The 12109-nt window shown below is 63.5% G+C and carries 9 protein-coding genes; 8 read left to right on the top strand and 1 reads right to left on the bottom strand.

The window, feature by feature from the left end:
* Positions 1-57 precede the first annotated feature (57 nt).
* Complete coding sequence (locus tag LB559_RS27140) at positions 58-1635, bottom strand: trimethylamine methyltransferase family protein (protein ID WP_024501293.1); 1578 nt, start codon at positions 1633-1635, stop codon at positions 58-60.
* 251 nt (positions 1636-1886) lie between these two features.
* Here LB559_RS27140 and LB559_RS27135 point away from each other — a divergent pair, with 251 nt between their 5' ends.
* The 8 genes from LB559_RS27135 (at position 1887) to LB559_RS27100 (ending at position 12001) form a co-directional block, all read left to right on the top strand.
* Positions 1887-3062, top strand: a complete 1176-nt coding sequence (locus LB559_RS27135; protein WP_224675411.1) for an MFS transporter — start codon at positions 1887-1889, stop codon at positions 3060-3062.
* A gap of 127 nt (positions 3063-3189) precedes the next feature.
* Positions 3190-4362: an MFS transporter gene (locus LB559_RS27130; RefSeq protein ID WP_024501292.1), complete on the top strand. Its 1173-nt coding sequence runs from the start codon at positions 3190-3192 to the stop codon at positions 4360-4362.
* Positions 4363-4428: 66 nt separating this feature from the next.
* Positions 4429-6501, top strand: a complete 2073-nt coding sequence (locus LB559_RS27125; RefSeq protein ID WP_063168190.1) for a prolyl oligopeptidase family serine peptidase — start codon at positions 4429-4431, stop codon at positions 6499-6501.
* A gap of 68 nt (positions 6502-6569) precedes the next feature.
* A complete protein-coding gene (locus LB559_RS27120) occupies positions 6570-6710 on the top strand; it encodes a hypothetical protein (RefSeq protein ID WP_063172368.1) in 141 nt (46 codons plus the stop codon).
* A gap of 48 nt (positions 6711-6758) precedes the next feature.
* Positions 6759-8138 (top strand): aspartate aminotransferase family protein, encoded by a 1380-nt coding sequence (locus LB559_RS27115; protein ID WP_224675410.1) that lies wholly within the window; start codon positions 6759-6761, stop codon positions 8136-8138.
* Between the two features lie 142 nt (positions 8139-8280).
* Positions 8281-8646, top strand: a complete 366-nt coding sequence (locus LB559_RS27110) for a hypothetical protein (protein WP_013531203.1) — start codon at positions 8281-8283, stop codon at positions 8644-8646.
* A gap of 81 nt (positions 8647-8727) precedes the next feature.
* Positions 8728-9372 (top strand): cytochrome c oxidase assembly factor Coa1 family protein, encoded by a 645-nt coding sequence (locus LB559_RS27105; RefSeq protein ID WP_027160487.1) that lies wholly within the window; start codon positions 8728-8730, stop codon positions 9370-9372.
* A gap of 193 nt (positions 9373-9565) precedes the next feature.
* Positions 9566-12001, top strand: coding sequence for an FAD-dependent oxidoreductase (locus tag LB559_RS27100; RefSeq protein WP_224675409.1), 2436 nt, complete (start codon positions 9566-9568; stop codon positions 11999-12001).
* Positions 12002-12109 lie beyond the last annotated feature (108 nt).

Here is a 12109-nt window from a genome sequence, read left to right as displayed (position 1 = left end):
GGTGTCGAGCGCAGCTCGACGGAGTGGGGGTCGACCGTTCATCAACAATACTGCCGATCAAAAATCGGTCGGCGCGCCGCCTTCGGACCGGCGCTTGGCGACGAAGGCGTTGAGTTCCTCGCGGATGGCCGGGTCCATGTAGGGCTCCTCATAGGACGCCAGCCGCTCCTTCCAGACCTTGTTGGCCTTTTCGAGCGCCGTCGGCGAGCCGGCTTCCGCCCAGGTCTCGTAATTGCGCCAGTCGGAGAGGATCGGCGAGTAGAAGGCGGTCTTGTAGCGGTCCTGCGTGTGCTGGGTGCCGAAGAAATGGCCCCCGGGGCCGACCGACTGGATGGCGTCGAAGCCGAGTGCCTCTTCGGAAAGGTCGAGCGGGGTCAGGAATTCGGCCACCATCTGCAGCAGGTCGATGTCCAGAATGGTCTTCTCGTAGGAGCAGCGCAGGCCGCCTTCGAGCCAGCCGGCGGCATGCATCATCAGGTTGCCGCCGCCCTGGATGGCGCCCCACAACGAGAACACGCTTTCATAAGCCGCCTGCGCGTCGACCGTGTTGGCGGCGCAGGTGTTGGAGGTGCGGTAGGGGATGTTGTAGCGGCGGGCAAGCTGGCCGCCGACGAGCTGCGCCTTCATGTATTCCGGCGTGCCGAACGCCGGTGAACCGGACTTCATGTCGACATTGGAGGTGAAGCCGCCATATCCGACGGGGGCGCCCTTGCGCACCATCTGGGCGAAGGCGATGCCGGCAAGCGCCTCCGCGTTCTGCTGCACCAGTGCGCCGGCGATGGTGACAGGCGCCATCGCACCCGACAGGGTAAACGGCGTCACGACGACGACCTGGCCCTTGCTCGACATCTGGATGATGCCTTCCATCATCGGCACATCGAGTTTCAGCGGCGAATTGGTGTTGATGATGGTGAAGACGGACGGCTCTTCGAGCATCTGCTCGTGGCTGATGCCGCGCGCGATCCTGGCGATCTCGATGCCGTCGACATTGCGCTCCTTGCCGAGCGAATAGATGTGGAACACCTTGTCGGTGAGCACGCTGAGATCGCGGATGCATTCGAGATGGCGGACGGATGGATGGATATCGGTCGGCTCGACCGGGTAGCCGCCCGTGCAGTTCAGAATGTTGTGCATCTGCGCGAGCTTGAGGAAGTTGCGGTAGTCCTGCTGGTTGCCGGGCCGGCGGCCGCGATCGATGTCGGAGCAATTGGGCGCCGACGCCATCATCGAGACGATCACATTGTTGCCGCCAAAGCGCACATTGTGCGCAGGATTGCGGGCATGGATGGTGAATTCCGACGGGCAGTGCGACACCAGGTCGAGGATCATGTCGCTGTCGAAGCGCACCCGCTCTGAGCCGTCACGCACGTCGGCGCCATGCGCCTTCATGATGCTGCGGGCCTCGTCATGCAGCACGTCGACGCCGATTTCCCGCAGCACGCGCAGGGAAGCGAGGTGAATCGATTCCAGCTCGTCGTCGGACACCAGCCTGGTTGGCGCCAGCGGGTTCTTCAACTGGCGAAAAGCCGGCTGCTCGAACGCGGCCGAGCCGCCGGCGCGCTTTCCAGCGCGGCCGCCGCGACGGGCGCGGTCGGTGGCCAATGCCGGTTCTGAGGGTTGTAGGGCGGCGGTCATGATGGTCCTCGTAGGATGCGATAGCGGGCGGCATAATGGACCGGCGGCTGTCCGGCCATTGCGGAGGCGACGACCACTAGGGCGAGGGAAGCGACATGCCGGAACGGCAGGTGCCCGGCCGCGACATCGGCGTGATCAGGTTGCCGCGTTGGAGCAAGCGGATTTCGGTGGCCGGCCCTTTCCTTCCGGGATCGAACCGATAGCTACTTGGCTTGCCGGCCTGATGGCCAGCAGTTCATCTGGATGGCAGCATGGTCGCGACCGGCTCGAGCGAAGGCGAAGCAGGAACGCAATGGGCAGCGCTTGCCGGCGTCACCGCGGCACTTGCCATGTTTGGCGCCGCGCAAGGGCTGAGCTCGCCGCTGTTCACATTGCTGATGCAGAAGCAAGGCATGTCGCCGGCGCTGATCGGCCTGTCGGCGGCGATGATGCCGCTCGGGCTGATCCTGTCGGCTTCCTTCGTGCCGGCGGCGGTGCGGCTGGTCGGCGGGCGCAACCTGGCGGTCGGCTGCTCGCTGATCGGCGCGCTCTGCTTCCTGGGCATCGGCTATCTGCAGGACTGGGTGGCGTGGTTCGTCATCCGCTTCATCATCGGCGTGGTCATCAATCCGCTTTATATCCTTGGCGAGGTGTGGGCGCTGTCGCTGGCACCGCCGTCGCGGCGCGGCCGGGTGATGGGCGTGTTCAACACGCTGATGGGCGCCGGTTATGCCGCCGGACCATTCGCGCTGACCCTGCTCGGTACGTCGGGCTGGGCGCCTTTCATGGTCGGCGTCGCCGGTTTCGCGCTCTGCGCGGTGATCCTGCACGCCGTCTCGTCAAAGCTCACCGGCTTCGAGGATGACGGCCAGCCTGCCAGCGGCCTTGTCGGGTTTGCCAAAATGGCGCCGGCGCTGCTGCTTGCCGTGCTTGTCTCGGCGGCGGTCCAGCAGAGCACCTATGCGCTGGTCCCGGTCTTCGGCGCCAGCTATGGCCTGGCGGAAGCCGTTCTGGTCTCGCTGGTGATGGCGCTTTCCCTCGGCAACATCCTGCTGCAGATACCACTCGGCCTTCTGGCGGAGCGTTTTGGCGGCCGCGCCATGATCATCGTCTGCGCACTGGCAACAACCGTTTGCGCGCTTTTGCTGCCTCTGCTGATCACAACGCCGTTGATCTGGGTGGTGCTGCTGGTGATGGGCGCGGTCGGTTACGGCGTCTACACCATGGCATTGGTCGAACTCGGCAGCCGGTTCAAGGGCTCTGTGCTGGTCGCCGGCAACGCTGCCTTTGCGCTGATGTGGGGCGTTGGTGGCATCGTCGGCCCACCCGGTGCGGGCCTGCTCATGCAAGGCATCGGCCCACTTGGGCTGCCGGTGGTTATTGCCGCTCTCGACGCGGTGCTGGTGATGTTCGCGCTGTACCGCTCATCCATGCGCCGAGCTTCCTGATAAGCCCAACCTCCTGACAGGCCCAACCTCCTGACAGGCACTGTCTGGAGCAAGCAGTTTTCGCCCGCCAGGGGCTTACCTCTGCGCAACTCAATCGCTAATCCTGCAGCCCGACAGCGGTGCGTACATGAATTTGGTTGAATCGAACAAGGACGAGACGATGCAATGGGCGGCGATCACCGGTGTGATCGCGACCGTCTCGGTGTTCGCCATCGCGCAAGGGTTGTCCTATCCGCTGCTGAGTTTCATCCTGCAGCGCCAGGGCGTTTCGCCAGCGATGATCGGCTTGTCGGCGGCCATGACGCCGATTGGCTTCATTCTGTCATCGCCGTTGATCCCGGCGCTGGCCCGCCGATTCGGGGCAGGGCGCACCGCGCTCACCTGTGCGGCCCTTTCGGCTGTCGTGCTGGCGCTGATCGGCTGGACGCAAAATGTCTATTTGTGGTTTCCCCTGCGCTTCCTGATCGGCGTCGTGACCAATCCGCTCTATGTGCTGAGCGAGATCTGGGTGATCGCGCTGGCACCGCCGGCCCGACGCGGCCGCGTCATGGGTGTCTATTCGACGATCATCTCGGCCGGTTTCGCGACCGGGCCACTGTGCCTGCTTGCAGTCGGCACTGAGGGCTGGCCGCCCTTCCTCGTCGGCATTTTCGCCTTCGTGCTGTGTGGCATTTGCCTGGCCTCGGTGCTGCCGCGTTTGCCCAAGGTCGACGAGGCCGGGCACCAGGTTTCCGTCCTGGGTTTCGTGCCGCTGGCGTGGCTGCTTTTGTTCGCCGTCATAGTCGCCGCCGGCTTCGAACAGGGTGCGTTGGCGTTGCTGCCGGTCTATGGCACCCATCACGGCATTACCGAAACCCGCATGTCGGCGCTGCTGTCGGTGATGATCGCCGGCAACATCGCCATGCAGGTGCCGCTCGGCCTTTTGGCGGAAAGGCTTTCCGCGCGCCTGGTGCGGCTTGCCTGCGTCGCGATCACGGTGCTCGGCTGCGTCCTGCTTCCGCTTCTCATCGAGTCGCCGCTGATCTGGCCAATGATCTTTGTCTGGGGCGCGGTTTCCTACGGCATCTACACGATGTCGATCATCGAGCTCGGCGAACGCTTCACCGGCTCCGCACTGGTCGCCGGCAATGCGGCCTTTTCCTTGATGTGGGGGGTCGGCGGCATCGCCGTGCCGCCGCTGGCGGGGGGCGCCATGGATGTTATGGGCGCCGGCGGACTGCCGATCACGCTTGGGCTGCTGTGCCTGGCGCTGGCCATTGCGAGCCTCGCTGGTCGGCGGAAAGCCTCAATTGTGCGCTGAACATGGTGAATATCGACGGCCTGTCGGCGTTGGCTTTTTCAAAGCAACGCGTTTATCGGAGACCTCATGACCAAGCCTGCTACCCAGACGCCGAATTCTGCCCCCACGACCGACGATCCCTTTCTCTGGCTGGAGGACAGGACAGCCAAGCAGTCATTGGACTGGGTACATCGCCAGAACGAGATCACGGTTGGCGAATTGCAGGGCGATCCGTCCTATCAGGCGTCGTTCCAGACCGCGCTCGACCTGATGACGGCCGAGGACAACATCGCTGTCGGCGCGGCAAAAGCCGGCCATGTCTACAATTTCTGGCAGGACAAGACCAATGTGCTCGGCCTCTGGCGCCGCACGACCGTCGCTTCCTACAAGACCGAGAAGCCCGACTGGGAAACGATCATCGACTTCGACCAGCTTGCGGCGGAGGAAGGGATAAAATGGGTTTTTGGCGGCGCCAGCCGGCTCTATCCCGACTTCAACCTTTGCCTTGTCTCGATGTCGCCGGATGGCGGCGACGCCAGCGAGATGCGCGAATTCGACATCGCGACCAAGTCGTTTGTCGAGGGTGGGTTTCGTGCACCCGCTTCCAAGTCGGGTTTCAGCTGGCTGGATAAGGACACCGTGATTGTTTCGGCCGCTTTCGACGAGGCCGACAAGACCGAGTCCGGCTATCCGCGAATCATAAAGCTGTGGAAGCGCGATACCAAGCTGGAAGACGCAACGCCGATCTTCGAGGCGCAGAAAGAGGATCTCGCCGTTGGTGCCGCTGTCGAGTACGACGGTGACAGACGCTATCTGGTCCTGGCTCGAACGCTGAATTTCTTCGCTTCGCACATCTTCCTTAGGCTGCCTTCCGGCGAAAACAAACAGCTGCCGCTACCGGACGACATGACCGATACGGCAATATTCAGGGATCAGCTCGTGTTCGGCGTGCGCAGTGCATGGACGGCGCCCGACGACACGGTTTGCAAGCCCGACGGTCTTTATTCGCTGGACCTGGCGCGCTGGGTCGAGACCGGCGCGATCGGGCCTGTCGAAACCTTGTTCGAGCCGGCCTATCGCGTTTCCATAGCCGGCATTGCCCGCACGCGGGACCGGCTGTTCGTCAGCCTGATGGACAATGTGCGCGGCAAAGTCGTCGTCTGCGAGCGCATGGATGGCAACTGGTCGCTGAAACCGGTGGCGCTGCCCGAAAATGGCAATGTCGGCATCAGTCATGCCGAGCAGTTCGGCTCGAGTGTGTCCTTCTCCTTCACCGATTTCCTGACCCCGAGTTCGATCATCTGGTCCGACGACAATGGCGAGACGCTCGCCACCGTGAAGTCGCAGCCGGCGCGTTTCGATGCCTCGCCGCTGATCTCGGAACAGTTCGAGGCGCGCTCCAAGGACGGCACGATGATCCCCTATTTCGTCGTCAGGCGGCGCGACCAGAAAGGTCCGGTGCCGACGCTGCTTTACGGCTATGGCGGCTTCGAAGTGCCGCTGCTGCCCGGCTATGCCGGCGTGCGTGGTAAGCTGTGGCTGGAGAAAGGCAATGCCTATGTGCAGGCATGCATCCGCGGCGGCGGCGAGTTCGGCCCAGCCTGGCATCAGGCGGCGCTCAAGGGCAATCGCCAGAACGGATTCGACGATTTCGCAGCGGTCGCGCAGGACGTCGTCAAGCGCGGCATCGCGACAGCAAGCTCGCTCGGCATCCAGGGTGGTTCGAATGGCGGCTTGCTGACCGGCGTTTCCTTGACGCAGCATCCCGAGCTTTTCGGCGCCGTCATCATCGAGGTGCCGCTGCTCGACATGCTGCGTTACGCCGAATTGCCGCCCGGCGCCTCGTGGATGGCCGAATATGGCGATCCGTCGAAACCCGAAGACGCGAAGTGGCTTTCAGCCTACTCGCCCTACCAGCATGTCGACGCCGCTGCCGCCTATCCGCCTGTGCTGCTGACCACATCGACCGCTGACGATCGGGTCCATCCCGGCCACGCGCGCAAGATGGCCGCCCGCCTGCAGGAAGCCGGCCATGCCAGGACGCTGTTCTTCGAGGAGACCGAGGGCGGCCATGGCGGGCGTGGCGACCGCCGGCCGCAGGCGGCGCAGACGGCGATGAAATATGTCTTCCTGCAAAGGGCGCTGACAGCCAAGGCCTAGAGTCATTCCGTTATGGGCCAAGCAAAGGGTGGTTCTCCTCGAGCAGCCTTTGCTCTAAGGTGGCTTCCATGGCTCTCGTCAGGATGTTGATTGACGCATTTGAGGCTCGCGCATTGCGGGTCGCGGTGACGCCGTCACCGCGCACGCTGCGCGCCGAGCTTTTGCGGCTGTGCGCCCGCATCGGCTATTCGCCACCTCTCTTCCTCTGAAGCATTCGCCCCGGCTTGGCCGGATAGAATCCAGAGGAAAGATCAGACATGACCTATCAGAATTATTCGCTGAAGCAGCTTCAGCAGATCGACGCCGCGCATCATCTGCATCCGTTCACCGACCACAAGGAAATGCGCGGGGCCGGGTCGCGCATCATCACCCATGCCAACGGCCCTTTCATCTACGATTCCGAGGGGGCTGAAATCCTCGACGGCATGGCCGGGCTGTGGTGCGTCAACATCGGCTATGGCCGTGACGAGCTGGCCGAGGCCGCCTATGCCCAGATGAAGGAACTGCCTTACTACAACTCCTTCTTCAAATGCTCGACGCCGACGCCAGTGCTGCTGTCCAAGAAGCTGGCGGAGATCGCGCCGAAGCACGTCAACCAGGTATTCTACGGCTCTTCCGGGTCGGAAGCCAACGACACCGCGCTGCGCCTCGTGCGCCACTATTGGGTGCTGGAGGGCAAGCCGGAGAAGAACCGCATCATCTCGCGCAAGATGGCCTATCACGGCTCGACCGTTGCCGGCACCTCGCTCGGCGGCATGGATGGTATGCACAAGCAGCTCAACGGTGCGGTGCCCAACATCGTCCATGTGATGATGCCCTATGCCTATGAGCTAGCGCTGCCTGGCGAGAGCGATCATGATTTCGGTCTGCGCGCGGCCGGGGCTGTCGAGGAGGCGATCCTCGAAGCCGGCGCCGACAAGATTGCCGCGTTTATCGGCGAGCCGATCATGGGAGCCGGCGGCGTGAAGATACCGCCGGCGAGCTATTGGCCGGAAGTGCAGCGCATCTGCCGTAAATACGATGTCCTGCTGATGCTGGACGAAGTCATCACCGGTTATGGTCGCACCGGCGAATGGTTTGCCGCACAGACACTCGGCATCGAGCCAGACACGATCACCACGGCCAAGGCGCTGACCTCGGGCTATCAGCCGCTGTCGGCATTGCTGGTTGGCGACCGCATCGCCTCGACGCTGGTCGAGAAGGGCGGCGAGTTCAACCATGGCTACACCTATTCCGGGCACCCGGTGGCCTGCGCCGTGGCGCTGAAGAACCTCGAGATCATCGAGCGCGAAGGGCTGGTCGACCGCGTCCGGAACGACACCGGCCCTTACTTCGCCAAGGCGTTGCAGGAGCGCATTGCCGGACATGATCTGGTCGGCGAGGTCCGTTCGATCGGACTGATGGGCGCGATCGAGATCGTCAAGGACAAGGCGACCAAGGAGCGGTTCCTGCCGGCTGGAAGTGCGGCGGTAACCGTGCGGGATCACGCCATCACGAATGGCATGATGCTGCGCGCCACCGGCGACACGATGATCCTGTCGCCGCCGCTGATCTGGACCCGCGATACGATCGATATGGCCTGCGACCGCATCTCGAAGGCGCTGGATCTGGCGCAAGCCGATCTTCGCAAGCGGTAGAACTCGACCCCTCGGCTGGGCGCTCTTCGGCGGGCGCGCCCAGCCTTGAGACCATGCCGAAGCGGCGAGGGAACGAATTCCATCACAAGCGCGTAGTGTGTGGGGCAGCGGCTGATTCGGCCGCCACAAGGGGTTTGTTTCCATGAGAAAAACCGGCAAGAGCCGACGGACGCGAGAAGCGGCCAGCATCAGCGGCGACCTGATGCTGGCGCCGCTGGTGGCGATGATGCGGCTGCCGTTGATGGCCATGGATGGCGGGAGCCGCCAGCCATGGAGTACGGAGACGGCGCGTGCGGTCAACGAGAAGACCGCCGCTATGGCCGAAGGCGCGTTTGCGGCACAAATGTCTTTCCTGCAATCGGCATCGCGGTTCTGGCCGGAAGTCTTTTCCGGCCGCACGCCGTCGCTGTTCAACGGGGTTGCGGCGGAGCGCTCGATCAGCGCCGCGCTGAAGCCGGCAAGCCGTGCCGTGAAAGCGAATTTTCGCCGGCTGTCCAACAAGACCTGACCGGGGCTGCAAAACTTTGATTTTGCGCATAGAGGAGCGCATGCGCTAGAATCAGTCCGTACGTTACCGATTGGGGACATGATGGCCGGACAACCGCTCAACCAGCCGGCTGAAATTCCAGCCGAACTCGACCGCTGGAACTGGGGCGCCTTCTTCCTCAACTGGATCTGGGGCATCGGCAACAGCACCTTCATTGCGTTGCTGGCGTTGATCCCTGTCGTCAACATCATCATGATCATCGTGCTGGGCGCGCGCGGCAGCCGCTGGGCCTGGCAGAACCGCGCCTGGCGCGACGCGGAGCAGTTTCGCAAGACGCAGCGCAACTGGGCAATCGCCGGCCTTGCCGTCTGGGTGGTCGGGATTGGCGGCTGCGCGACGATGGTCGGCAGCATTCCCTACGTCCTGAAAGGCAGCGATGCCTATCTCATGACGATGGACAGGCTTCGCGCCGACGACCGCGTTAAGGCGGCGTTGGGTGATGATTTGACCGACAGTTTCTGGGTCGGCGGCCATCTCAAACTCGATGCGAATGGGGCTGGTGACGCCCAGTTCGGCATTCCGGTCCACGGCGCCAGGGGCAAGGGCACGGCCTATTCGACGGCTGTCCGGACAGCCGGCACGTGGAGCCTGCGCCTGCTGGTCGTCAGGGTCGAGGGAGCCGATGCGCCGATCGTGCTGATCAACGAAGATCATGTCCCGATCCCGAATGCTGCAATCGGAATATAGCTAGGCAAAACGCAAAAAAGCGGCCTGAACGCGAGCGCGACAGCTGACAGTTCGGCCGGCTTCGTGGCCCAACAGTCGGGTGACCGCTGCTGCGTTCCAGACAAGGAAATATGCTGAAAAGCCGGATGCTGTCTGACAGTATGCGCATGCGTTCATGTGGACCGGTGGCAATTTCTGACAAGGGCACGAGCATATGGTGAGTTCCTTTCGTGCGGTCGTGGTCGGTGGCGGCTGTGTGGGTGCCGGCATTCTCTACGGCCTGGCAAAGCGCGGCTGGACCGATGTGGCATTGCTGGAGCGAACACAGCTTACGGCCGGCTCGACATGGCATGCCGCGGGGCTCATCCCCTCTTACGCGCGCAGCCGCAATGTCGGCCGCATGATCGCCAGATCGATCGCGATCTATGAAGGCCTGGAGGCGGAGACGGGCCAGAACGTCGGCTGGCACAAATGCGGCCAACTGCGCATTGCCAACACGCGCGACAGGCTGGACGAGTACAGAAGCTACATGGACGTTGCCCAGGTCCAGGGAGTGCGGGCCCGGATCGTATCGCCCGCGGAGGCGCGAGAGATATGGCCGCTGCTCGACAACAACACCATGCTGGGTGCCCTCTACCATCCCGATGACGGCCACATTGCACCCGCCGATGTCACCCAGGCCATGGCCAAGGGTGCACGCGACCTCGGCGCGAAGATCCATCTTGATACCGAGGTCGTGGGTTTCGAGCGGATGCCGAGCGGCGGGTGGAGGGTCAAGACCTCACGCGGCGAGATCGTCTGTGAACATGTCATCCTTGCAACAGGCAATTACGCACGCCAGACAGGCGCCATGCTGGGCCTGGACATTCCCGCGATTCCGATCCTGCACCAGTATTGGATCACCGAGGCGGTTCCCGAAATCGTGGAACGCAAACGGCTTGGTCTTCCGGAGATGCCGATCCTCAGGGACGAGGGTTACGAGGGCTATCTGCGCGAAGAGGGAGACGGGCTGATGTTCGGTCCCTATGAGCGCACCGAGCAGCTCAAGCTGTTCGCCGAAAACGGCGTCCCGGAATGGTTCGGCGCCGATCTGCTCGATGAAGATTTCGATGCCGTTTCCTGGAACTGGGAGCGCGCCACCGAACTGGTTCCCGCGCTCGGGCGCGCCGGCATCAAGCGCAATGTGCGAGGACCTTTCCAGATGACGGCCGATGAGCTGCCGCTGATGGGGCAGGCGTGGGGCCTGGAGAATGTCTGGCTCGCCGAAGGGGTGCCGGGGGGCATCCTTTGGGGCGGTGCGATTGGCTATTACCTCTCCGAACGGATCGTGGAGGGTGGCAACAGCATCGACACGGCGGAGCTGGATCCCCGCAGGTTCGGCCGATACGCCAACAAGAACTGGACCCGGGCCAAGGTCCGGGAAGCCTGGGGCACCCACGCCGTACAGCACTATCCGGGCCAGGACATGCCGGCGGCGCGACCGCAGAAAACGGCCCCGTCCTATGACCGCCTAAGTCAGCTTGGCGCGGTATGGGAGGTGTTGAACGGCTGGGAGATGCCGAGCTGGTTTGCGCCCGCGGGTGTCGAGGCGCGCAATGTCTACAGCTGGCGCTGGACCCCCAAGGGGAACCACGTCGCCGCAGAGGTCCAGGCTGTCCGCCAGGCCGCCGGTCTGGTCGAGATGACACCAATGACCAAGTTCGAGGTCGGCGGGCCGGGCGCCGAGGGCTGGCTCGACGGAATCCTGGCCAACAGACTGCCGCGTCCCGGTCGTGTCGCTCTTGCCCATCACCTGACGCCGACCGGCGGCGTGCAGGCCGAGTATGTGGTGGCGCGGCTGCAGAGCGACCTGTTCTATCTCATATCGACGCCGCGCGCCGAACGCTGGAACCTTGACGATCTCGGCCGGCTGTTGCCGAAGGACGGCAGCGTGCATCTGCGCAACGTCACGGAGGATCGCGGCAGCTTCACGGTGGTTGGGCCGAAGGCGCGCGACATACTGCAGCCGCTGACGGAGATCGACCTCTCCAACGAGGCCTTCCCATGGTTCAGCGTACAGTCCGGCACCGTCGGCATGGCCAGCGACGTACGGCTGCTGCGTGTCAACTATTCGGGTGAGCTGGGATGGGAACTCTATCATCCACTCTGCTACCAGCGGCATTTGCTGGATGCGCTTCTGGCATCGGGAGAGGCACACGGGCTGAGGCTGGTCGGACTTCAAGCGCTGGAATCGCTTCGTCTCGATAAATCCTACCGGGCCATGTACCGCGATATGAACCCCGAATTGTCCGCCTTGGAAAGCGGCCTCGAGCGCTTCATCAGCCTCGACAAGAGGGACTTCATCGGCCGGGCGGCACTGGTCGCGAAACAGCAGCAGGTTACACGCCGGATCGCCACACTGTCGATCGACACGGACGGTGCGAGCGCATTCGCCTTCGAGGGCGTTTACCGCGAAGGCGAGCTCGTCGGCCACATCACCTCGGCGGGCTACTCCTACACTTTTGGTCACGACATCGCACTTGCGCTGCTGCCCCTGGAACTTGTGTCGCCCGGTACCGAGCTCGAGGTTTCGATCCTCGGCGAGCGCCGCGCGGCAAAGGTGATCGCCGACTCGCCCTATGATCCGGAAGGCGCCCGCGGGCGCATGTGAGGTATCCCGGAGTACAGTTTCCGGTTCATCGATGTCTCAACCGTGCTGCAGGGTAAAACGCAAAAACCGCGCTCCATCGGGAACGCGGTTTTGCCAGATACGCATGGC

The sequence above is a fragment of the Mesorhizobium sp. BR1-1-3 genome, from assembly GCF_020165455.1.
Classification (GTDB): Bacteria; Pseudomonadota; Alphaproteobacteria; order Rhizobiales; family Rhizobiaceae; genus Mesorhizobium; species Mesorhizobium ciceri.
This window is presented reverse-complemented; position numbering and strand designations above follow the sequence as displayed.

Coding starts and splice junctions, on each gene's coding strand:
- LB559_RS27140 (WP_024501293.1), bottom strand. CDS start 1,635: ATGACCGCCGCCCTACAACCCTCAGAACCGGCATTGGCCACCGACCGC.
- LB559_RS27135 (WP_224675411.1), top strand. CDS start 1,887: ATGGTCGCGACCGGCTCGAGCGAAGGCGAAGCAGGAACGCAATGGGCA.
- LB559_RS27130 (WP_024501292.1), top strand. CDS start 3,190: ATGAATTTGGTTGAATCGAACAAGGACGAGACGATGCAATGGGCGGCG.
- LB559_RS27125 (WP_063168190.1), top strand. CDS start 4,429: ATGACCAAGCCTGCTACCCAGACGCCGAATTCTGCCCCCACGACCGAC.
- LB559_RS27120 (WP_063172368.1), top strand. CDS start 6,570: ATGGCTCTCGTCAGGATGTTGATTGACGCATTTGAGGCTCGCGCATTG.
- LB559_RS27115 (WP_224675410.1), top strand. CDS start 6,759: ATGACCTATCAGAATTATTCGCTGAAGCAGCTTCAGCAGATCGACGCC.
- LB559_RS27110 (WP_013531203.1), top strand. CDS start 8,281: ATGAGAAAAACCGGCAAGAGCCGACGGACGCGAGAAGCGGCCAGCATC.
- LB559_RS27105 (WP_027160487.1), top strand. CDS start 8,728: ATGGCCGGACAACCGCTCAACCAGCCGGCTGAAATTCCAGCCGAACTC.
- LB559_RS27100 (WP_224675409.1), top strand. CDS start 9,566: ATGGTGAGTTCCTTTCGTGCGGTCGTGGTCGGTGGCGGCTGTGTGGGT.